Raw genomic sequence first — 19,960 nt, forward strand, 5'->3', positions numbered from 1 at the left:
CTGCAACCGGGTGCGGCTGACCTGCACCGGCACGCTGTACATGTGCCTGGGCCAGGAGGACGCCGCCGACCTGCGCACGCCGCTGCGCCTGAGCGACGACGACGGCCTGCTGATCGACGCCGTGCGCGCCGCCATCCAGCGCAAGCCGAAGGGCCACGACTTCATCATCGACCGCCATCGCCACGGCGCCGCGGTGTCCCGGCACATGAGCGTGACGGGGGGCTAACCCTCCTCCGTACCTTTTATCCGTCATCCCCGCGAAGGCGGGGATCCAGGGCACCTCGCCACAGTCCGCCTTCGCCAAGTCTCCTGGATCCCCGCCTTCGCGGGGATGACGCAAAGAGAACGTGGTGGAACGCCGAACAGGCTCCGATCCGGATCGGACATCCCTCCCCAGCCGAGGTTTCCCCCGCCCCCGACCTGCGCTATGGTCGCGGCACGATGACCGACCCCGCCGCCCCGACCTTCCGCCACGACCCGCCGCACATCGCCTTCGTGTGCGCCGACACCGAGGAGGCCCGCCGCGCCCGCACGCGGCTGGTGCATCGCTACGGCAACGTGCCGATCGGCATGGCCGACGTCATCGTGGCGCTGGGCGGCGACGGCTTCCTGCTGGAGACGCTGCACCGCGCGCTGGGGCGCGGCGGGTGCTCGCCGAAGCCGGTGTACGGGATGAATCGCGGCTCGGTCGGCTTCCTGCTCAACGCCTACCGCGAGGATGACCTGGCCGAGCGCGTGCAGCGCGCCCAGCACGTCACCCTGCACCCGCTGCGCATGAAGGCGACGCGGGTCAACGGCCCGACCGTCGAGGCCATCGGCATCAACGAGGTGTCGCTGCTGCGCGAGACGCGGCAGGCCGCCAAGCTGCGCATCACGGTGGACGACAAGGTCCGCCTGCCCGAACTGATCTGCGACGGCGCGCTGGTCGCCACGCCGGCCGGCAGCACCGCCTACAACCTGTCCGCCCACGGGCCGATCATCCCGCTGGGCGCCGGCATCCTGGCGCTGACGCCGATCAGCGCCTTCCGCCCGCGGCGCTGGCGCGGCGCGCTGCTGCCGCACGCCGCACACATCAGCTTCGACGTGCTGGAGACCGCCAAGCGCCCGGTCAGCGCCGTCGCCGACTTCACCGAGGTGCGCGAGGTCGAGCGGGTCGAGGTGACCGAGGCGCGCGACGTCTCGCTCACCCTGCTGTTCGACCCGGAGTTCAACTTCGAGGAACGCATCCTCAAGGAGCAGTTCGAGCCCTGACGGCCGGCTCCGCCGCGGGCGGCCTACGCGCCCGCTTGGCCGCGGAGCGCGGTGGCGATGTCCTCGCACGCCTCGTTGTACCAGCGGTTCCCTTCCTGCTCGTGTTCGCACTGCGATCGCTCGGCCAGCGTCGCGGCCTCCTCCAGCGCCTCGCGACGGGCGGCACGGATCGCGTCCTCGACGACGCGGATCTGCTCGCTCCGGCTCAGACCGAACATCGCGGACAGTGCCATTTCGGCTCTCTGGTTTGGGGTCATGCGCGACTCCTGGCAGTGAGCACCGGACGGACGATGGTCTCCCGGCGCTCCGACGGGCTGCAAACGATATGGCGCGCCCGTTTCCCGCCGCTAGGGAGGGGGGAGGACCGCTATTCCGCCGCCCGGCGCGCCGTACGGCTGCCGGCGTAGGCGCAGATCTCGCGGGCGAGCGCGGTCAGGTCGCGCTGCACCACCGCGAAGCCGGCGTGCTTCTCCAGCGTCTCCTCGTTCATGTAGAGGCGCCGGTTGACCTCCAGCTGGATCGAGTGGCGGCCGCGTCCCGGCTTGCCGTAGCGCCGCACCAGCTCCACCCCCTTGTAGGGATGGTTGAGCGCGACCGCGTAGCCGTGGGCGCGCAGCGTCCGCACCACCAGATCGACGAAGGCGCGCTCCGACGTGGTTCCGTCGCGGTCGCCGACGACGAAGTCCGCCCCGCCGCCGTCGCCGCAGGACGGCATGGAGTGGCAGTCGACGTGCCAGGAGGCGCCGAACCCCGTCACGTTGGCGTTGATCGCCGCGGCGACCTCGGCGTGGTAGGGGTGGTAGTAGCGCTCGATGCGCGCCGCCACCTCCTCGACGCTCAGCTTGTCCGGGTAGAGCGGCATGCCCGGCCGGCACAGCGTGCGGATCAGGCCGAGGCCGCCGGCGCTCTTGGCGCTCGGGCGCAGGGGCAGCGGCCAGCGGCCGTCCAGCAGCTTGGGGTCGAGGTCGTCGGCGGCGCGGTTGGCGTCGATGTAGGTGCGCGGGAACAGCGCGCACAGCAGCGTGGCGCCGAACGCGGGCACCGCGCCGAACAGCTCGTCCACGTAGGTGTCCTCGGCCTGGCGCAGCACCGGGAACGGGCAGAGGTGGCGGAAGTCGGGCGGGTAGACGCTGCCGCTGTGCGGCGAATCGAACAGCACCGGCAGGCGCAGGCCCACCGGGTCATGACGGACGAGGACCCCCTCGATCACGAAGCCCATGGCATCCCGCCGCCGCTTCCTGCCGCAACCGATTCTCAAGTGGCTGCGTATAGACGAGGCGGCAACCCGCCGTCGACCGAAAACTGTCATCATCGCGGCGGCGCCCCGCGGCCGCCCGGGGCTGGCGTGCCACGCCCCGCTCCGCCATACTTCCCGGCGATCCCGGGCCCGCAACCTCAGAGCATCCCTTGACCGAGTCCAGCACCGCCATCGACCTGACGCCGCCGGACGTCACCCCCTACCGCCGCGGCAACACCGGGATCGACTACGTCACCACGCTGGAGAGCGGGCGGCCCGGCCCGCACGCGGTGATCAACGCGCTCACCCACGGCAACGAGGTGTGCGGCGCGGTCGCCATCGACACGCTGTTCCGCCTCGGCGTGCGGCCGACGCGCGGCCGGCTGACGCTGGCGCTGGCCAACGTCGCCGCCTACCTCGGCTTCGATCCCGACACCCCCTACGCCTCGCGCTGCGTCGAGGAGGACTTCAACCGGGTCTGGTCGCCCGAAGTGCTCGACGGCCGCCGCGACTCGGTCGAGCTGCACCGCGCCCGTCAGTTGCGCCCGGTGTACGACAGCGCCGACCTGCTGCTCGACGTCCACTCCATGACCAACGACACCGCGCCGCTGACGCTGTGCGGCCGCACCCGGCGGGGGCGGGAGCTGGCCCGGCGCCTCGGCCACCCGTCGTGGATCGTCGCCGACGAGGGGCACGCGTCGGGCCGCCGCCTGCTCGACTACGGCGCGTTCGCCGCGTCCGACGGCGGCCCCACCGCGCTGCTGGTGGAGTGCGGCCAGCACTGGAAGGCCGCCACCGCCGACGTGGCGGTGGAGACCTGCCTGCGCTTCCTGCTGAACGCCGACATGATCGACGCCGATATCGCCCTGCCCTTCCTGCGCAGGCGCGACGAGCCGCTGCGCGTCGTCGAGGTGACGCAGGCGGTGACCGCGCGCACCGACTCCTTCGCCTTCGTCCGCGCCTTCGTCGGGCTGGAGGTGCTGCCGCGGGCCGGCACGCTGATCGCCCACGACGGCGACACGCCGGTGGTGACGCCGCACGACGACTGCGTGCTGATCATGCCGGCGCGCCGGGCCAAGGCCGGGCAGACGGCGGTGCGGCTCGGCCGGCTGGTGCCCTGATGCGCGGCCGGTGGCGGCCGCTGCTGCTTGCCCTGGCGATCGGCACGGCGGGCGGCGCGCTGTTCGACCATTTCCGGATGCCGCTGGCGTGGATGATCGGCGCCATGCTGTTCACCACGGCCGCCGCCATGGCGGCGCTGCCGGTGGCGGTGCCGAGGCCGCTGCGCGGCACCATGATCACCGTGCTCGGCATCATGCTGGGCAGCGGCTTCACCCCGGCCATCGTGGCGCAGATGGGCGGCTGGACGCTGACGCTGTCCGGGCTGCTGGTCTACATCGTCGCCGCCACCGTGGCCGGCCTGCTGTACCTGCGCCGCGTCGCCGGCTACGACCCGGTGACCGCCTACTTCACCGCCACCCCCGGCGGCCTCAACGAGATGGTCCTGGCCGGCACCGCCATGGGCGGCGACGACCGCACCATCTCGCTGGTGCACGCGCTGCGCGTCATGCTGGTGGTGATGGTGATCCCGTTCTGGTTCCAGGCGCTGGGCTACTACGCGCCGGGGCAGCGCCGGCCGCTCGGCCCCGACCTGCTGGCGGTGCCGGTGCCGGACCTGCTGCTGCTGGCCTCCTGCGCCGTCGGCTATCCCATCGCGCGGGCGCTGCGCATCCCGGCGGCGCAGATCGTCGGGCCGATGCTGGTGTCCGCCGCCCTCCACCTCGCCGGCCTGACCGAGGGCAAGCCGCCGGGCGCCCTGGTCGCCGCGGCGCAGGTGGTGGTCGGCGCCTCGCTGGGCTGCCGCTTCGCCGGCGTGCGGCTGCGCGAGGTCGGCCGGGGCGCCGTGGTGGCGGTCGGCGGCACGGCGCTGATGCTTGGGCTGGCCGTGGGATTCGGCGGCGCGCTGAACGCCGCCACCGGGTTCGGCATGGCCGGGCTGATCCTCGCCTTCGCCCCCGGCGGGCTGGCCGAGATGAGCCTGATCGCGCTGGCGCTGGGCGTCGACGTCGCCTTCGTCTCGACCCACCACGTGGTGCGCATCCTGCTGATCGTCACGCTGGCCCCCGCCGCGTTCCTGCTGTGGCGGCGCTGGGCGGCCCGCCGCTCCCGCGGGGCGTGACGAAGTTCGCACCGATACCATTGTGCGGTGCAGCAATTTCCATTGAAAGTCAATCAAAGAAGCGATAAATTGGTATTACCTATTTCCGTTATGGTCACTCCGTCATGCTGGTCCGCCGCGATCTCACCCTGATCTCCGAACTGGAAGGGTTCTGGGATCTCCGGCGGGCGGGCCGGACGATGCCGTCGCGCCGCGACTTCGTCGCCGAGGAGTTCCGGCCCTGGTTCGGCCACATCCGCATGCTGGCGGTGGAACTGGAGCCGCTGCGCTTCAAGGTGACGCTGGAGGGCACGGCGATCCGCGACCTCGCCGGCGAGGACTTCACCGGCCGCTACCTGGACGACGCCTACAAGGCGGCGCACCGCGAGACGCTGCTGGGCCCCTACCGGGAGTGCGTGCGGACCCGCACATCGCGCCTCGACACGCTGCAGCCCGGGATGGCCTTGCAAAACTTCACGGTGCTGGAACGGCTGATGCTGCCGTGCGGTGAGGACGAGCGGGTGACGCACCTGATCGTCGCCATGTACGCGCACGGCTTCCGGCGCAGCGGCGGCTCGATATACGCGGAATGAGGCGTCAGGAGGCCCGGCGCGTCGGCGTGGACGGGCGGCGCGGCGCGCCGACGTTGCGCGGTGCCGGCTTCGGCGGTTCGGGGGCCGGCTGCTGCATCTCGCGGGTGATGCGCGCGGCGATCTCGGCGAAGTCGGGCCGGCCGACGTGGGCGCTCAGCTCGCGCAGCAGCTCCGTGCGGTCCTTCTGCATCGACACCTCTCCTCCAAGCGGTCTCGCCGACCATTGTCTTGGAAGTGTCTAAAATTTTCCCTAACGCAATCCCGTCACTTCTTCGCCACCGGCCGCCCCTTCTCCCACATCGCGTTGGCCTGGAACAGCGGGACGGTCGAGATGGACATCTTGGCCGAGGCGTCCTTCACCTGCCGCGAATAGACCACGTAGACCAGCGTGTCGTTCACCCGGTCGTAGATGCGGCGGATGGCGATGGACTTGAAGATCAGGCTCTTGCGCTCGGAGAACACCTCCTCGCCCTTCTGCGACAGGTCGATGTCGCCGACCGACACCGGCCCGGTCATGCGGCAGGCGATGGAGGCGTTGGACGGGTCCTCGAACCAGTTGCCCTTCGACAGCCGGTCGATCAGCGAGCGGTCGAAGTCCACCAGATGGCAGGTCACGCCCTTCACCTTCGGGTCCTCGATGGCCTGCACGACCAAGCCGTTGCCGGTCCAGTCGTTGCTGAAGCGGCCGACGTCCTCCGCCAGCGCCGGTCGGGCCACCCCGAGCAGCGCGAGAGCCGACAGGGCGGCCAGGGTGTTTAGCAGGGGCAGGCGCGCGCGCATCGCCGGGTGTCTCCAGGAAAGCGGTGTCGAACCCGCAACATCTGGCCCCGCGCGCGCCGGCTTCAAGAACCACCCATCGAGGCCCTGGGGGGATCCCGCCGCCGCATGTCCGACCGCACCACCGACTCCACGCTCGACACCCCGCCGCCGGTGACCGAGCCGCTGCCCCCGGCGAAGCACCCGCGCAACCCGACGGCCGTCGCGGTGATGGGCCTGTTCGTCATCGCCGTGCTGTACACCGTGTATTTCGGGCGCGACGTGCTGCTGCCGATCGCGCTGGCGCTGATCCTTAGTTTCCTTTTGCGTCCGCTGGTGCGCGGCCTGTACCGCCTGCGCATCCCCGAGGGGATCGGCGCCGCCATCATGGTGCTCGTGGTGTTCGGGCTGGTCGGCGCCGGCATCTACACCCTCACCGGCCCGGCGACGGAGTGGATCGACCGCGTGCCGCGCGTCATGCGCGAGCTGGAGTTCAAGCTCGGCGACCTCCGCGACGGGCTGGAGCGCGCCCGCAAGGCCTCCCAGCAGATCGAGCGGATCGCCGGCCCCGGCGGCGAGGCGGCCCGCGAGGTGGTGGTGCGCGGCCCGTCGCTGGCCGATCAGGTGCTCAAGCAGACCGAGGCGGTGATCGCCAACGTGGTGATCCTGATGGTGCTGCTGTACTTCTTCCTGGCCCGCGGCCGGCAGAGCCTGGAGGCGCTGATCGGCACCATGCGCAGCATCGACGACCGCGTCCACTACGCCATGGTGGCGGGAACGGTGCAGCAGAACATCGCCGTCTATCTGGCCACCATCACCGCCATCAACGTCGTGCTGGGCATCGCCACGGCGCTGCTGATGTGGGTGCAGGGCATGCCAAACCCCGCGCTGTGGGGGGCGATGATCACCTTCCTCAACTTCATCCCGTTCATCGGGCCGGCGGTGATGACGGCGGTGCTGTTCCTGGTGTCGGTGCTGACCTTCAACGGGCTGTTCAACATCCTGGCGCCGCCCTTGTCCTTCGTGGCGCTGACGATGATCGAGGGCAATTTCCTGACGCCGATGATCATCGGCCGGCGGCTGTCGCTGAACCCCATCGCGGTGTTCGTGTCGATCCTGTTCTGGGGCTGGATGTGGGGCATTCCCGGCGCGCTGCTGGCGGTGCCGATCCTCGCCATCTTCAAGATCCTGTGCGATGCTCACGAACCGGCCAAGGCGATCGGCGCCTTGCTGGGGGATTGACGCGAAGAAGGCTTGGCGATGGTGAGCGGATTCACGCTGTTCGTGCTGGCGCTGGTGGTGCTCGCGCTGGCGCTGGTGGTTCTGGGCGTCAAGACGGTGGCGCAGGGCCAGGAATGGACGGTGGAGCGCTTCGGCCGCTACACCCGCACCCTGACGCCGGGCCTGCATCTGGTGATTCCGGTCATCGACCGCATCGGCCGCCAGCAGAGCATGATGGAGACGGTGCTCGACGTCCCCTCGCAGGAGGTCATCACCAAGGACAACGCCATGGTGACGGTGGACGGCGTGGTCTTCTTCCAGGTGGTGGACGCCGCCAAGGCGTCGTACGAGGTCAACAACCTGCAGCTCGCCATCCTCAACCTGACCATGACCAACGTGCGCACGGTCATGGGCTCGATGGACCTGGACGAGCTGCTTTCCCAGCGCGACAAGATCAACGCGCAGCTGCTGTCGGTGGTGGACGAGGCGACCGGCCCGTGGGGCGTCAAGGTCACGCGGATCGAGATCCGCGACATCCAGCCGCCGCGCGACCTGGTGGACAGCATGGCCCGCCAGATGAAGGCCGAGCGCGACCGCCGCGCCGTCATCCTGGAGGCCGAGGGCCTGCGCCAGGCCGCCATCCTGCGCGCCGAAGGCGAGAAGCAGGCCGCCATCCTGCAGGCCGAGGGCCGGCGCGAGGCCGCCTACCGCGACGCCGAGGCGCGCGAACGCGAGGCCGAGGCCGAGGCGCGGGCCACCGCGATGGTGTCGCAGGCGGTGAATTCGGGCAGCGTGCAGGCGATCAACTACTTCGTCGCCCAGCGCTACGTCGAGGCGCTGACCAAGATGGCCTCGGCGCCGAACCAGAAGGTGCTGTTCCTGCCGCTGGAGGCCACCGGCGTGATCGGCGCCATCGGCGGCATCGCCGAGATCGCCCGCGAGGCGTTCAAGGGCGGGGACGGCGGAGGCGCGGTTCCCGCGCCCGAACCGCCGCCGCGCCCGAAGCCCCCGGCGCCGCTGCCGGAACCGCCGCGCACCGGCCCCTGGGGCGAGAGCGGCGTGGAGATCGCGTAAACGTATCTTGTCCCCTCCCCCGCCTCCGGCGGGGGAGGAAGGGGCCCGCACCGCAGGTGCGGGAAGGTGGGGGCTACGGCTACGGTGGCGGGCGTTGATTCTTGTGCAGGCCGCTGCCCCCACCCAACCCTCCCCCGCCGGAGGCTGGGGAGGGCTCATGGAAGCCCCGCCCTATCGCTGCGATCCGCACATCCGATTGGACGCGGCGCCCCTCGCACACCATCCTCTCCTATAGGGACCATCCACAGGAGAGGCCGTCATGCAACGCCACAAGAGAACCATCGCCCAGGCCGCCGCGGCGGACGGCTGGGTTCTGCCGGCCGGCAGCCTGATGTTCGCCGCCTCCGTCCTCGCCCTGTGGACCCTGCTGCACTGATCAGCGCCGCGGCTTCGCCCGCGCGGTGGGCTCGGCCTGCATCGGGTCGTCCGGCCAGTAGTGCTTGGGGTACTGCCCCTTGAGGTCGGCCTTCACCGCCTTGTAGGCGTTCGCCCAGAAGCTCGCCAAGTCGCGGGTCACCTGCACCGGCCGGCGCGCCGGGCTCAGCAGGTGCAGCAGCAGCGGCACCCGGCCGCCGGCCACCCGCGGCGTCTCCGCCAGCCCGAACATCTCCTGCAGGCGCACCGCCAGCACCGGCTCCTCGCCCGAATAGTCGATGGGCACGCGCGAACCGCTCGGCACCTCCACGTGGGTCGGCGCCTCGGCGTCCAGGCGCTTCTGCATCGCCCACGGCAGCAGCCCGCGCAGCGCGCTCGACAAATCGATCCGCTCCAGGTGCGCGCGGCGCGACACGCCCTCCATGAAGGGCGCCAGCCACGCCTCCAGACCGTCCAGCAGCGCGGCGTCGGCGACGTCCGGCCACTCCTCCCCCTCGATGCGGCGCAGGAAGGAGACGCGGGCCTGCCATTTGCGCAGCTCGTCGCTCCACGGCAGGCAGGCGAGGCCCATCTCGCGCACTCCCTGGAGCAGCGCCGCCGCCACCGCGTCGGCCGGCGGGTTGCCCAGCCGCTCGTCCTTGAGGATCAGCGCGAACAGCATGCGGCGGCGCCGCGCCAGCACCAGCTGCTCGCGCGAATCCCAGGTCACCACCGTCTCGGTGCGGACGTGCTCCGCGAAGGTCTCCTCCAGCTCCGCCAGGGTGACCGGGGCGGCGAGGAAGATGCGCGATTCGCGCGCAGCACCATCCAGGTCGGCGACCGCCAGCCAGTCCTCGGCCGACAGCGGCTCCGGCTCGGGGAAGAAGGCACCGCGGCCGTTGGACAGGCGGTACTGCGTCGCCGGCCCGCTGTTGCCCGGCCGGCGCTGTCCGATGCGGTCGGGGTAGGCCAGCGCCACCAGCAGCCCGGCGGACCCGATGCCCCCCTCGCCGTCGCGCACCTTCAGCTGCCGCATCCACTGCCGCGACTGCCGGAGCGCCTGCTGCGCCCCGGCGCGCTCCACCGTCAGGCCGCGCCCGGCCCGCATGCGGCCGTCCTCGTCCAGCGACCGCAGCAGCTCGACGCGCAGGCGCAGGTCGGCGTCGCGGAAGCCGGGCTGGGCGCGGACGATGTCGCGCTCGCCGAGCAGCGCCGCCACCTGACAGGCCAGCCCGCCCAGCCCCATGTCCTTGCCGGCCAGCATCATGTGGGCGAGGCGCGGGTGCACGCCGAAGCCGGCCATGCGGCGCCCGTGCGCGGTGATGGCGTTGCCGGCGTCGAGCGCCCCCAGCTCGCGCAGCAGCTCGCGCGCCTGCGCCATCGCCGCGGCCGGCGGCGGGTCGAGCCACGCCAGCGTGCCAGGATCGCCCACGCCCCACATCGCCAGCTCCAGCGCCAGCGGCGCCAGATCGGCGTCGAGGATCTCCGGCGGCGTGAAGGGGGCGAGCGCCCTGTGCGTCACCTCCGGCCACAGGCGGTAGCCGATGCCGGGCTCCAGGCGGCCGGCGCGCCCGCGGCGCTGCTCGGCCGAGGCCTGGGAGACCTTCACCGTCACCAGCCGCGTCATGCCCGAGCGCGGGTCGAAGCGCGGCACCCGCATCAGGCCGCTGTCCACCACGACGCGGATGCCCTCGATGGTCAGGCTGGTCTCGGCGATCGGCGTGGCCAGCACCACCTTGCGCGTGCCCGGCGGCGTCGGGCCGATGGCGCGGTCCTGCGCGTCGGCCGGCAGGTCGCCGTACAGCGGGGCGAGTTGCACGTCGGCGGGGACGGCGCCCTCCAGCAGGCTTTGCACGCGGCGGATCTCGCCGGCGCCGGGCAGGAAGACCAGGACGTTGCCGCACTCCTCGGCGAGCGCCCGGCGCACCGCGGCGGCCACCGCGTCCTCGATGCGGGTGCCCTGGGCGGGAGCGTCGAGGTGGCGGGTCTCCACCGGGAAGGCGCGGCCCTCGCTGGTGACGATGGGCGCGTCGAGCAGCGCCGCCACCGGGCCGCCGTCCAGCGTCGCCGACATCGCCACCAGCCGCAGGTCGTCGCGCAGGGCGCCGCGCGATTCCTGGACCAGGGCCAGGGCTAGGTCGCTGTCGATGCCGCGCTCGTGGAACTCGTCGAACAGCACGGCGCCGACGCCGGACAACTCCGGATCGTCCTGCAGCTGGCGCAGGAACAGGCCGTCGGTCACCACCTCGATGCGGGTCTTCGGACCCACCCTGGTGTCGAGGCGGACGCGGTAGCCGACCGTCTCCCCCACCGCCTCGCCCAGCATGGACGCCATCCGCCGCGCCGCGGCGCGCGCGGCCAGCCGGCGCGGCTCCAGCACGATGACCTTTCGCCCGGCCAGCCACGGCTGGTCGAGCAACGCCAGCGGCACCCGCGTCGTCTTGCCGGCACCCGGCGGCGCCTGCAGCACGGCGACGCCGCGCCCGGCCAGCGCCGCAAGAAGCTCGGGAAGGACGGGATCGATTGGGAGAGGGGGAATCGCCATGCCCCCTTGCTGGCGCGCCGTGCGCGAGAAATCAAGAGGCGGGTGCGAGCCGCCGCACCCAGCCCAGCGGCCGCCCGTCGATCACCGCCAGCCCGAGCCCGATCAGCGCCATGCCGGCGACCTGCCGCGGCTCCACCGCCTCGCCCAGCACCACGGCGCCGAGCAGCAGCGCGCTGACCGGGATCAGCAGCGTGACCAGCATGGCGTTGGTCGCCCCCGCCCGCGCCATGATGCGGAAGTACAGCACGTATGCCCCGGCTGTCCCCAACAGCGCCAGCCCCAGCAGCGCTCCCCAGGTGACCGCCCCCGGCATCGCGCCCTCCCACGGCCGGTCCACCAGCAGCGCCACCGGCAGGATCATCAGCGCCGAGGCGGTGACCTGCCCGGCCGACGTCACCAGCGGCGGCGTGCCGCGGAAGCGCCGGCTGTAGATCCCGGCGCAGCCGTAGGACAGCGCCGCCCCCAGCACGGCGAACTGCGCCAGCACCGCCGTCCCGGCGCCGCCCAGCGCCTCCGGCCCGACGATCACCGCCACGCCGCCGATGCCCAGCAGCACGCCGGCCAGCCGCGGCGCGGTCAGGCGCTCGTCCGGCGTCAGCGCGTGGGCGAGGACGACGCCGAACAGCGGCGTGGTGGCGTTGAGGATGGCCGCCAGCCCGCTGGCGATCTGCGTCTGCCCCCAGAAGATCAGGCTGAACGGCACGAGGTTGTTCAGCAGCCCGAGCACGAAGAACGGCCGCCACGCCGCCGGCGTGCCCGGCATCCGCAGCCCGGCGGCGCGCACCACCAGCGCCAGCGCCGCGGCGGCCAGCGCCACCCGGGCGAGCACCACGGTGAACGGCCGCAGATCCGCCACCGCCATCTTGCCGAACAGGAACGCGCCGCCCCACAGCACGGACAGCAGGATCAGCATCAGCCATTCGGCCAAGCCCATGCGCGGTGCGGTCATGCGTCGCCATCTCCCCGGTTCGCTTCCCGGCAGAATGACGGGGCCGGGGCGGCGGAGCCACCCGGTTCTTGCGCCGCGGCCGGTCGCCGCGGGACCTCATCGCGGATTGACAGGCGCGCGGTGCGGACCTACCGCTGCGCATACCGAAACGCGAACACGCGCCACAGAAAAACACGCGAACAAGGAAAGGTCCCCGCATGCGTCAACTGCTCTCCCGCCTCGTGCTCGGCCTCGGTATGCTGGGCGCCATGACGTCCGCCCCCGCCCTGGCCCAGGAGCCGAAGTTCACCGTCGCCCCGCCCTCTGCCGCCGCGTCGGGCGCCGCCATCGTCGGCCACGGCGTGGTCGGCGCCGGGCCGGAGGCCATCCTGGTGATGCACGAGTGGATGGGCGACCACACCAACTGGGCCGGCCTGCTGCCCTTCCTGAACGGCAAGGCCTTCACCTACGTGTTCGCCGACCTGCGCGGCTACGGCTGGTCGAAGGGGCTGGCCGGCGCCTACAGCGCCGACGAGGCGGTCGCCGACATGTTCGCGCTGATGGACCATCTCGGCCACGCGCGCTTCCACGTCGTCGGCCATTCGATGTCGGGGCTGATCGCGCAGGCGATGGCGGCCAAGGGCAAGGAGCGCGTCAAGAGCCTGGTGGTGGTGACGCCGGTGCCGCCCTCCGGCTTCAAGACCGACGAGGCCGGCTTCCAGCGGCTGGTGACGGTGATCGACAGCGACGAGGCGATGCGCGGCGCCATCAAGGCCCGCGTGGCGCAGCGCTACACGGACAGCTGGGTGGACTACAAGCTGGCCATCGCCCGCAACGCCACCGGGCGCGAGGCGATGCTGGGCTACCTCAAGATGTTCACCGGCACCGACGTGACCGCCGAGGTCGCCGGGCTGGAGCTGCCGGTGCTGCTGGTCACCGGCGCCGACGACATCCCCTTCTACCAGGAGGCCACCGAGCGCCCGAAGTTCGCGCAGGCCTACAAGGCCCTGACGGTGGAGACCATCGCCAACGCCGGCCACTACCCGATGCTGCAGACCCCGGCGCTGCTGCTGTCGCTGATCGAGAAGTTCGTGGCGGGGCAGAAGAGCTGATCAGCCCTGATTCGTCCGCCGCTCGGCGATCAACTCCTCGATCAGCTTGGTCAGGCGGGCGATCTCCTGTTCGCGCAGGAGGTCGAGCTTCTGGTGCAGCAGCTCGATCTCCAGCTCGGCCTTGAGGTTGACGTGGTAGTCCTGCTCCGCCTTGCGGCGGTCGATGTCGGCCTGGCGGTTCTGGCTCATCATGATGATCGGCGCCGTGTAGGCGGCCTGGAAGGACAGCACCAGGTTCAGCAGGATGAACGGGTACGGGTCCCAGCGGTAGGCCCAGGCCAGCACGTTGGCGACGATCCACAACGCCAGGATCGACGACTGGATGATGATGAAGCGCCAGGAGCCGACGCCCGCCGCCACCCGGTCGGCGACGCGGCCGCCGAGCGACAGCGGCTCCTCGTGCACCCGCCGGTGCGCCGGGCGCAGCTTGCGCAGGTGCTCGAGATCGATCGGGTGGATGGCGGCGGGATGCGTGGGCATGGGCGGGGCTCTCCGGAACGATGCCGAGGGGGCCGGGTCGCGGCCCCCCCGCATCATCGCTCAGCCCTTCAGCGCGGCCCAGTCGACTTCGTACTGCTTGTCCGCCGGCTTGAAGCCCTTGAACGCGGCGATGACATCCTCGTCCGGCACGCCGGCCGGGATGTTCAGCACCTCGTAGACCACCGACGACCCACTCGTCGGCCCGACGTCCGCGTTGCGGTGCGCCTTGGAGACCAAGCCTTCGCCCGCAACCTTGATCATCATCGATGCCATGTCCTACTCCCGTGGATTCAACCGATCCCGGGGGCGATTCCAAATCCGCGGCGGGCGTTGGCCGCCCGTCCGATGCTTCGTCTTGCGACGATATAACCTCAAAATAAATATGGTTTCCAGCGGATCGTGCAATCAGGGCGCGGCGACCGCGTAGTCCCGCAGCCGCACCGGCATCCGCCGCGATCCCCAGTCGCCCGGCCGTGCCTCGAACACGCCCGCCAGCGCCGTGCCGCACCGGCCGCACGCGCCCGCCGCATCGAGGTTCCAGGCCGACAGCGTGTAACCGCTGCGCCCGATCAGCAGCTGCCCGCAGCACGGGCAGTAGGTGCTGGAGTTCTCCAGGTCCCGCACGTTGCCGACGTAGACGTGCTGCAGCCCGTTCCGCTTGGCGATGGCCCGGGCGCGCAGCAGCGTGCCGTGCGGCGTCCAGTCCTTGTCGCGCATCTTGTAGTCGGGGTGGAACGCGGTGAAGTGCAGCGGCACGTCCGGCCCCAGGTTCTCACCGATCCAGCCGGTCATGGCGTCCAGTTCGGCGTCGCCGTCGTTCTCGCCGGGGATCAGCAGCGTGGTGATCTCGAACCAGACGTTCGTCTCATGGCGAAGGTACTTCAGCGTGTCGAGAACCGGGGCGAGGTGGGCGCCCGTGATCTTGTGGTAGAACGCCTCGGTGAACGCCTTCAGGTCGACGTTGGCAGCGTCCATGTGGCGGTAGAACTCCACCCGCGGCTCCGGGCAGATGTAACCGGCGGTGACCGCCACCGTCTTCACCCCGCGCTCGTGGCAGGCCTGCGCCACGTCCACCGCGTATTCCAGGAAGATGACGGGATCGTTGTAGGTGAACGCCACCGAGCGGCAGCCGGTGTCCGCCGCGGCGCGCGCGATGGTCTCCGGCGCGGCGGAGTCGGCCAGCGTGTCGGTCTCCCGGCTCTTGGAGATGTCCCAGTTCTGGCAGAACTTGCAGGCCAGGTTGCAGCCCGCCGTGCCGAAGGACAGGATCGGCGTGCCGGGCAGGAAGTGGTTCAGCGGCTTCTTCTCGACGGGGTCGATGCAGAAGCCCGAGGAGCGCCCGTAGGTGCTGAGCACCAGCCGGTCGCCCCGGCGCTCGCGCACGAAGCACAGCGCCTGCTGCCCGTCCGACAGCTTGCAGGCGCGCGGGCAGAGGTCGCACTGGATGCGCCCGTCGTCGAGCGCGTGCCAATAGCGGGCGGGAAACATGTGGGTCATGTGACGGGCGATGCCGTGTTGAAAAAGCCGATGGGAGGACCGACATTCGGTCTACCCCCGAATCCATAGATGGGCAGTGCCCAACTCATGTCCAACACCATGACGCATCTGCGCGCGCCGGCCGTGGCGGGCGCGTTCTACCCCGCCGACCCGGCGACCCTCGACCGCGTGGTGGCCGAGTGCGTGGCGGGCGCCGGCATCGGCCCGGTGCCGGCGAAGGCGATCATCGCGCCGCACGCCGGCTACGTCTATTCCGGCCCCATCGCCGGCACCGCCTACGCCGCGGTGAAGCACCTGGGCGGGACGGTGACGCGCGTCGTGCTGCTCGGCCCGGCGCACCGCTGGCCGTTCCGCGGCCTGGCGGCGCCCAGCGCAGACGGATTGGTGACGCCGCTGGGCGTGGTGCCGGTGGACCGCGCGGGGCTGGACGTCATCCTCGGCCTGCCCGACGTGCAGATCCTCGACGACGCCTTCGAGGGCGAGCATTCGCTGGAGGTCCACCTGCCCTTCATCCAGCGCACCTTCCCGAACGCGTCCGTGGTGCCGCTGGTGGTCGGCCACTGCGCGCCGCAGGCGGTGGACGCGGTGCTGCGGCGGCTGTGGGGCGGGCCGGAGACGATGATCGTCGTCTCCTCCGACCTCAGCCATTTCCACGACTACGACACCGCGCGCGCCCTCGACCTCGCCGCCTCCCAGGCCATCGAGGCGGCGGAGCCGGAGAAGCTGAGCGGCGACGCGGCCTGCGGCTTCCTGCCGGTCTCCGGCCTGCTGCTGCGCGCCCAGACGCTGGACCTGCGGGTCACCACGCGCGACCTGCGCAACTCCGGCGACACGGCGGGCGACCGGCGCCGGGTGGTCGGCTACGGCGCCTACACGCTGGAGCCCGCCGATACCGCCCGCCTGACCGACGCCGAGCGCCGCCAGCTGCTGGACGCCGCGCACAACGCGCTGGAGCACGTGGTGCGCACCGGCCGGCCGCCCGAGGTGGCGGTCGAGAGCTTCCCCATGGCGCTGCGTGCCGTGCGCAAGACCTTCGTGACGCTGGAGATCGACGACGAGCTGCGCGGCTGCATCGGCAGCGTGCAGGCGGTCTCCCCGCTGGTCCGCGACGTGGTGACCAACACCTGGAAGTCGGCGACGCAGGACCCGCGCTTCGGCCCGCTGACCGCGGCCGAGCTGCCGAAGGTGGCGGTCACCGTGTCGATCCTCAGCCACAACCGGCCGATGGCGTTCTCCGGCGAGGCCGACCTGCTGCGCCAGCTGCGCCCCGGGGTGGACGGGCTGATCATACAGGATCGTGGCCACGGCGCCCTGTTCCTGCCCAAGGTGTGGGACGTCCTGCCGGACAGGCACCCATTCCTGCGCCACCTCAAGGCAAAAGCGGGCCTCGACCCCGATGTCGAGACCGGGACGATGCGCGCATTTTGCTTCACTGCGGAAACATTCGGCACGGACGAAACCTAGGCGAAACGCAATAGAGTCGCATTCAGAGTTTGTTAATTACACGCACGTTACTGTGAAGGTGGAGTGGAGGATCCACGGAGGCTCGCATGCCCGCCGTCATGGACGCCGAACAACGCCACAAGCTCGAAGAGGCCTTGATCCGCAAGGCGGAGGAGCACGTGCGCGCCATGCGGCGGATGGCGGAGGGCAACGACCCCGACGTGGTCGAGCAGCAGGCCAACACGCTGGCCGACCTGCTGAAGGCCAAGGAGTTCCCCAGCCAGCGCGCCACCGAGTTCCGCGAGACCGCCAAGTCGCTGCAGCGCAGCGCCTACCAGCTCAGCGTCGACACGCTGATCCGCGAGGCCGAGCGCAAGGGCCACGCCGGCGACGACAAGGGCCGCAACGAGGTGCTGACCAAGGCGAAGACCCACTTCGCCAAGGCGGTGCGCTACGGCGCCGACGACGAGTTCCGCTCGGGCGTCGAGCGGCGGGTGCAGGCGGCGCTGCTGACCACCGCCGACGGCGTGGACGAACGCACCAAGAAGGCCAACGCCCGCAAGCTGGAGATCCGCGAAAAGACTGGCCCGAAGCCGCCGGGCGGCATCGAGCGCCGACGCGCCATCCGCTACATGGACCCGGTCCTGACGGTGGACATCGGCGGCCACCGCTACCGCACCGTCAACTGGTCGATCCGCGGCCTGCTGCTGGAGACCTACCGGGGCGAGCTGATGGTGAGCGCCGGCACCCGCCTGAAGCTCGACATCCGCTGCGAGGACGTCCCCGACCATCCGGCGGTCCACGCCGTCGCCCACGTGATCCGCCTGGACAAGGACCGCCACGCGCTGGCCGTCGCCTTCCCGGAAATGAGCGAAGCGATCATCGAGCTGTGCCGGGCGATGAAGAGCGTGGGCATCCAGCCGGAGATGGAGCGGTAGGGGCACGCCCATCTCCTCCAATAGCTCGATACCGGTTCGAACATTTCTGTTGCCGTCATCCCCGCGAAGGCGGGGATCCAGGGAGCCTTGCGGAATCAAGAGCTTGGCGGACCCTCTGGATCCCCGCCTTCGCGGGGATGACGATTTGGAAAGCGATTGAACGCCGGAAACGGCCACTGGCGCTAGACTTTGCGCATATTATAGGATAAAAATCCTTATTGCGGAGAATGAAAGGCGGCCAGTTTGGTTCGGGGCGGGGGCGCTGCACGCAGCATCATGGGGGCCCGGCGCCCGGCGCTTTGCCGACCACATCAGCCAGGATCCAAGGGCCTCCGGCCCTTGGTGGTGAGCACCCCCGCATGAAACAAACCGCCTCAACGCGTTTCACAGCGTTTCATGGCGTCTCATCCGCGCCCGAGCAGCGCCTTCACCCGCTCCGCCAGTTCGCCCAGCGGCACCTCGACCTGCTCGCCCTTCACGAGGTGCTTCACGGTCGCCGTGCCGCGCGCCTTCTCGTCGGAGCCCATGAGGATGACCACCGGGATGCCGGCCTTGTCGGCGTACTTCATCTGCCTGGCGATCTTGCCGCCTTCCAGCTGGATCTCGGTGTTGAGCCCCGCCGCCCGCAGCTCGGCGGCCATGCGGAAGTAGTCCGGTCCCAGGGCGGCGTCCATCTGGGTGACCAGCACTTGCGCCGTGGCGCCGGCATCCTTGATCAGGCCGGCGTCCATCAGCTGGAAGAACAGCCGGGTGGCGCCGATGGAGATGCCGACGCCGGGCAGAGTCGACTTGGTGTAGTGGCTCGCCAGGTTGTCGTAGCGCCCGCCCGAGCAGACCGAGCCGATGCCCTTGTGGTCGTTCAGGAAGGTCTCGTAGACGGTGCCGGTGTAGTAATCCAGGCCACGGGCGATGGCGAGGTTGATGCGGACGTAGCCGTCCGGCACCTGGAACGCCTTCAGGCCCTCGATGACGGTGGTCAGCTCATCGACACCCTTGAGGAACGTCCCGTTCTCGATGCCGAGGGCGCGCAGCGCCGCCAGCGTCTCGTCGTTCGACTTCTCCTCGGCGATCAGCGAGAGGATCTTGTCGGCCACGTCGCCGGGGACCTTCAGTTCCTCGCCGGTGAGGTTGGCGCGCACCTTGTCGCGGCCGATCTTGTCCAGCTTGTCGATCTCGCGCAGCACCAGCACGCGGGTCTCGGCGTCGGACAGACCCAGGCCGTCGAGCAGGCCCAGCAGGATCTTGCGGTTGTTGACGTTGATGGTGAAGCCGCCGAAGTCCAACTCGCGGAAGACGTGGTAGATCACCGCCGGCATCTCGGCGTCGTAGTGCAGGGACAGGCTGTCCTTGCCGATGACGTCGATGTCGCACTGGTAGAACTCGCGGAACCGGCCGCGCTGGGCGCGCTCGCCGCGGTAGACGCGCTGGATCTGGTAGCGGCGGAACGGGAAGGCGAGGTCGCGCTCGTGCTCCGCCACATAGCGCGCCAGCGGCACCGTCAGGTCGAAGCGCAGCGCCATGTCGGGCTTGTGGCCCTGGGCGATGGCGCCGGTGCTCTGGACGAAATAGACCTGCTTCTCGGTCTCGCCGCCGGACTTGGTGAGCAGCGTGTCCACCGTCTCGAACACCGGCGTCTCCACAGGGACGAAGCCGAAGCGCTCGTAACCGCGGCGGATGGTGTCCAGCATGCGCTGGAAGGCCACCTGCTGGCGCGGCAGCAGTTCCATCACGCCGGGCGGGGTGCGGGGGGTGATCAGGCTCATGGTGTCCGATTCCGGTCTCGGGAGGCGGAGGTTTTTAGCGGGTTTCCGGGCGTCCGTCACCCCCGCACGAAAAATCGCGCGGCCCCGAAAATTTTGGCAGGGAAAAATTTTCGGAAGGCCGTGGAATGAAGGATGCGGGGGCCGCGTTCGTATAGGTGCGATCCACTTGATCGCAACACACGCAATCGGAGGTCATTTATGACTCGCTTCGCCAATCGTGGGATTTTCGCCTCGGCCGTTTCCACCTTCGCGGTTGCCGCGGCCCTGGTGGCCGGCCCCGTGGCGCTGGCCCACGCGGCGGACACCGCCACGCCCCCGGCCGCCCAGCCGTCTGTCTCGACGACGACGGCCGCTCCGGGCAAGAGCGTGCAGACCGGCACCAGCGACACCGCGGCGCCGGCCCAGAAGACGACCGTCCAGAAGACCGAGAAGGCCGGCGCCGCGCCCTCCGTCGCCGAGGTCCCGAAGGCCTCCGACGCGGCCAAGCCCGCCGCGCCGGCCAAGGCCGACGCCGCCAAGGCGGACGCGACCAAGGCCGCCCAGAGTAAGGAGCACACGCCCGCCCCGCAGGCGAACGAGCCCGCGACCACCAAGAAGCCGTGACGTCCCG

Annotated in this window: 20 protein-coding genes and 1 pseudogene; 11 read left to right on the forward strand and 10 right to left on the reverse strand. The window is 70.7% G+C overall.

Annotated features, from left to right (window positions below):
• A pseudogene (locus TSO221_RS12790) lies at nt 1–226 on the forward strand (GTP 3',8-cyclase MoaA); the annotation flags it as partial.
• Between the two features lie 215 nt (nt 227–441).
• Nucleotides 442–1,251, forward strand: coding sequence for an NAD kinase (locus TSO221_RS12795; protein WP_109118886.1), 810 nt, complete (start codon nt 442–444; stop codon nt 1,249–1,251).
• A gap of 23 nt (nt 1,252–1,274) precedes the next feature.
• On the opposite strand, the gene TSO221_RS12800 is transcribed toward TSO221_RS12795, so the two are convergent.
• Both TSO221_RS12800 and TSO221_RS12805 read right to left on the reverse strand, forming a co-directional pair.
• A complete protein-coding gene (locus TSO221_RS12800) occupies nt 1,275–1,484 on the reverse strand; it encodes a hypothetical protein (RefSeq protein ID WP_109118887.1) in 210 nt (69 codons plus the stop codon).
• 134 nt (nt 1,485–1,618) lie between these two features.
• Nucleotides 1,619–2,470: an N-formylglutamate amidohydrolase gene (locus TSO221_RS12805; RefSeq protein ID WP_109118888.1), complete on the reverse strand. Its 852-nt coding sequence runs from the start codon at nt 2,468–2,470 to the stop codon at nt 1,619–1,621.
• A gap of 188 nt (nt 2,471–2,658) precedes the next feature.
• Between TSO221_RS12805 and TSO221_RS12810 the strand changes: the two genes are divergently transcribed.
• From TSO221_RS12810 to TSO221_RS12820, 3 genes are all read left to right on the forward strand, one after another.
• The gene (locus TSO221_RS12810) at nt 2,659–3,609 is read left to right on the forward strand and encodes a succinylglutamate desuccinylase/aspartoacylase family protein (RefSeq protein WP_109118889.1); all 951 of its coding nucleotides are present in this window, start codon (nt 2,659–2,661) and stop codon (nt 3,607–3,609) included.
• Nucleotides 3,609–4,667: an AbrB family transcriptional regulator gene (locus TSO221_RS12815; RefSeq protein WP_109118890.1), complete on the forward strand. Its 1,059-nt coding sequence runs from the start codon at nt 3,609–3,611 to the stop codon at nt 4,665–4,667. The genes TSO221_RS12810 and TSO221_RS12815 overlap by 1 nt, the downstream gene beginning before the upstream one ends.
• Before the next feature lie 104 nt (nt 4,668–4,771).
• A complete protein-coding gene (locus tag TSO221_RS12820; protein ID WP_109118891.1) occupies nt 4,772–5,239 on the forward strand; it encodes a PAS domain-containing protein in 468 nt (155 codons plus the stop codon).
• 4 nt (nt 5,240–5,243) lie between these two features.
• On the opposite strand, the gene TSO221_RS12825 is transcribed toward TSO221_RS12820, so the two are convergent.
• Together TSO221_RS12825 and TSO221_RS12830 are read right to left on the reverse strand one after the other, a co-directional pair.
• On the reverse strand, nt 5,244–5,429 hold the full coding sequence (locus TSO221_RS12825; protein ID WP_109118892.1) for a hypothetical protein: 186 nt from the start codon (nt 5,427–5,429) through the stop codon (nt 5,244–5,246).
• 74 nt (nt 5,430–5,503) lie between these two features.
• On the reverse strand, nt 5,504–6,019 hold the full coding sequence (locus TSO221_RS12830; protein WP_109118893.1) for a CreA family protein: 516 nt from the start codon (nt 6,017–6,019) through the stop codon (nt 5,504–5,506).
• Between the two features lie 105 nt (nt 6,020–6,124).
• Between TSO221_RS12830 and TSO221_RS12835 the strand changes: the two genes are divergently transcribed.
• Both TSO221_RS12835 and TSO221_RS12840 read left to right on the forward strand, forming a co-directional pair.
• Complete coding sequence (locus TSO221_RS12835) at nt 6,125–7,237, forward strand: AI-2E family transporter (protein ID WP_109118894.1); 1,113 nt, start codon at nt 6,125–6,127, stop codon at nt 7,235–7,237.
• A gap of 18 nt (nt 7,238–7,255) precedes the next feature.
• Nucleotides 7,256–8,290, forward strand: coding sequence for an SPFH domain-containing protein (locus TSO221_RS12840; protein ID WP_109118895.1), 1,035 nt, complete (start codon nt 7,256–7,258; stop codon nt 8,288–8,290).
• A 376-nt stretch (nt 8,291–8,666) separates the two neighbouring features.
• Here TSO221_RS12840 and hrpB read toward each other — a convergent pair whose 3' ends face one another.
• Nucleotides 8,667–11,189, reverse strand: coding sequence for an ATP-dependent helicase HrpB (gene hrpB, locus TSO221_RS12845; protein WP_109118896.1), 2,523 nt, complete (start codon nt 11,187–11,189; stop codon nt 8,667–8,669).
• 31 nt (nt 11,190–11,220) lie between these two features.
• A complete protein-coding gene (locus TSO221_RS12850; protein WP_109118897.1) occupies nt 11,221–12,138 on the reverse strand; it encodes a DMT family transporter in 918 nt (305 codons plus the stop codon).
• Nucleotides 12,139–12,335: 197 nt separating this feature from the next.
• On the opposite strand from TSO221_RS12850, the gene TSO221_RS12855 reads away from it, so the two are divergent.
• Nucleotides 12,336–13,229: an alpha/beta hydrolase gene (locus tag TSO221_RS12855; RefSeq protein WP_109118898.1), complete on the forward strand. Its 894-nt coding sequence runs from the start codon at nt 12,336–12,338 to the stop codon at nt 13,227–13,229.
• Here TSO221_RS12855 and TSO221_RS12860 read toward each other — a convergent pair whose 3' ends face one another.
• The 3 genes from TSO221_RS12860 to amrS all read right to left on the reverse strand — a co-directional run bounded on the left by TSO221_RS12860 (nt 13,230) and on the right by amrS (nt 15,206).
• Nucleotides 13,230–13,709, reverse strand: coding sequence for a DUF1003 domain-containing protein (locus TSO221_RS12860; protein WP_109118899.1), 480 nt, complete (start codon nt 13,707–13,709; stop codon nt 13,230–13,232).
• Nucleotides 13,710–13,769: 60 nt separating this feature from the next.
• Nucleotides 13,770–13,982 (reverse strand): hypothetical protein, encoded by a 213-nt coding sequence (locus TSO221_RS12865; RefSeq protein WP_109118900.1) that lies wholly within the window; start codon nt 13,980–13,982, stop codon nt 13,770–13,772.
• 132 nt (nt 13,983–14,114) lie between these two features.
• On the reverse strand, nt 14,115–15,206 hold the full coding sequence (gene amrS, locus TSO221_RS12870; protein WP_109118901.1) for an AmmeMemoRadiSam system radical SAM enzyme: 1,092 nt from the start codon (nt 15,204–15,206) through the stop codon (nt 14,115–14,117).
• An 87-nt stretch (nt 15,207–15,293) separates the two neighbouring features.
• On the opposite strand from amrS, the gene amrB reads away from it, so the two are divergent.
• Both amrB and TSO221_RS12880 read left to right on the forward strand, forming a co-directional pair.
• Nucleotides 15,294–16,670: an AmmeMemoRadiSam system protein B gene (amrB, locus tag TSO221_RS12875; RefSeq protein WP_158284073.1), complete on the forward strand. Its 1,377-nt coding sequence runs from the start codon at nt 15,294–15,296 to the stop codon at nt 16,668–16,670.
• An 86-nt stretch (nt 16,671–16,756) separates the two neighbouring features.
• Nucleotides 16,757–17,587 (forward strand): hypothetical protein, encoded by an 831-nt coding sequence (locus tag TSO221_RS12880; RefSeq protein WP_109118903.1) that lies wholly within the window; start codon nt 16,757–16,759, stop codon nt 17,585–17,587.
• A gap of 404 nt (nt 17,588–17,991) precedes the next feature.
• Here TSO221_RS12880 and hisS read toward each other — a convergent pair whose 3' ends face one another.
• Nucleotides 17,992–19,350, reverse strand: coding sequence for a histidine--tRNA ligase (gene hisS, locus TSO221_RS12885; protein ID WP_109118904.1), 1,359 nt, complete (start codon nt 19,348–19,350; stop codon nt 17,992–17,994).
• A gap of 198 nt (nt 19,351–19,548) precedes the next feature.
• Between hisS and TSO221_RS12890 the strand changes: the two genes are divergently transcribed.
• Complete coding sequence (locus TSO221_RS12890; RefSeq protein ID WP_109118905.1) at nt 19,549–19,953, forward strand: hypothetical protein; 405 nt, start codon at nt 19,549–19,551, stop codon at nt 19,951–19,953.
• Nucleotides 19,954–19,960 lie beyond the last annotated feature (7 nt).

The organism is Azospirillum sp. TSO22-1 (assembly GCF_003116015.1).
Lineage (GTDB): Bacteria > Pseudomonadota > Alphaproteobacteria > Azospirillales > Azospirillaceae > Azospirillum.

Coding starts and splice junctions, on each gene's coding strand:
- TSO221_RS12835 (WP_109118894.1), top strand. CDS start 6,125: ATGTCCGACCGCACCACCGACTCCACGCTCGACACCCCGCCGCCGGTG.
- TSO221_RS12860 (WP_109118899.1), bottom strand. CDS start 13,709: ATGCCCACGCATCCCGCCGCCATCCACCCGATCGATCTCGAGCACCTG.
- TSO221_RS12820 (WP_109118891.1), top strand. CDS start 4,772: ATGCTGGTCCGCCGCGATCTCACCCTGATCTCCGAACTGGAAGGGTTC.
- TSO221_RS12815 (WP_109118890.1), top strand. CDS start 3,609: ATGCGCGGCCGGTGGCGGCCGCTGCTGCTTGCCCTGGCGATCGGCACG.
- TSO221_RS12855 (WP_109118898.1), top strand. CDS start 12,336: ATGCGTCAACTGCTCTCCCGCCTCGTGCTCGGCCTCGGTATGCTGGGC.
- hisS (WP_109118904.1), bottom strand. CDS start 19,350: ATGAGCCTGATCACCCCCCGCACCCCGCCCGGCGTGATGGAACTGCTG.
- TSO221_RS12880 (WP_109118903.1), top strand. CDS start 16,757: ATGCCCGCCGTCATGGACGCCGAACAACGCCACAAGCTCGAAGAGGCC.
- TSO221_RS12825 (WP_109118892.1), bottom strand. CDS start 5,429: ATGCAGAAGGACCGCACGGAGCTGCTGCGCGAGCTGAGCGCCCACGTC.
- TSO221_RS12850 (WP_109118897.1), bottom strand. CDS start 12,138: ATGACCGCACCGCGCATGGGCTTGGCCGAATGGCTGATGCTGATCCTG.
- TSO221_RS12865 (WP_109118900.1), bottom strand. CDS start 13,982: ATGGCATCGATGATGATCAAGGTTGCGGGCGAAGGCTTGGTCTCCAAG.
- TSO221_RS12800 (WP_109118887.1), bottom strand. CDS start 1,484: ATGGCACTGTCCGCGATGTTCGGTCTGAGCCGGAGCGAGCAGATCCGC.
- TSO221_RS12890 (WP_109118905.1), top strand. CDS start 19,549: ATGACTCGCTTCGCCAATCGTGGGATTTTCGCCTCGGCCGTTTCCACC.
- TSO221_RS12805 (WP_109118888.1), bottom strand. CDS start 2,470: ATGGGCTTCGTGATCGAGGGGGTCCTCGTCCGTCATGACCCGGTGGGC.
- TSO221_RS12840 (WP_109118895.1), top strand. CDS start 7,256: ATGGTGAGCGGATTCACGCTGTTCGTGCTGGCGCTGGTGGTGCTCGCG.
- amrS (WP_109118901.1), bottom strand. CDS start 15,206: ATGACCCACATGTTTCCCGCCCGCTATTGGCACGCGCTCGACGACGGG.
- TSO221_RS12830 (WP_109118893.1), bottom strand. CDS start 6,019: ATGCGCGCGCGCCTGCCCCTGCTAAACACCCTGGCCGCCCTGTCGGCT.
- amrB (WP_158284073.1), top strand. CDS start 15,294: ATGTCCAACACCATGACGCATCTGCGCGCGCCGGCCGTGGCGGGCGCG.
- hrpB (WP_109118896.1), bottom strand. CDS start 11,189: ATGGCGATTCCCCCTCTCCCAATCGATCCCGTCCTTCCCGAGCTTCTT.
- TSO221_RS12795 (WP_109118886.1), top strand. CDS start 442: ATGACCGACCCCGCCGCCCCGACCTTCCGCCACGACCCGCCGCACATC.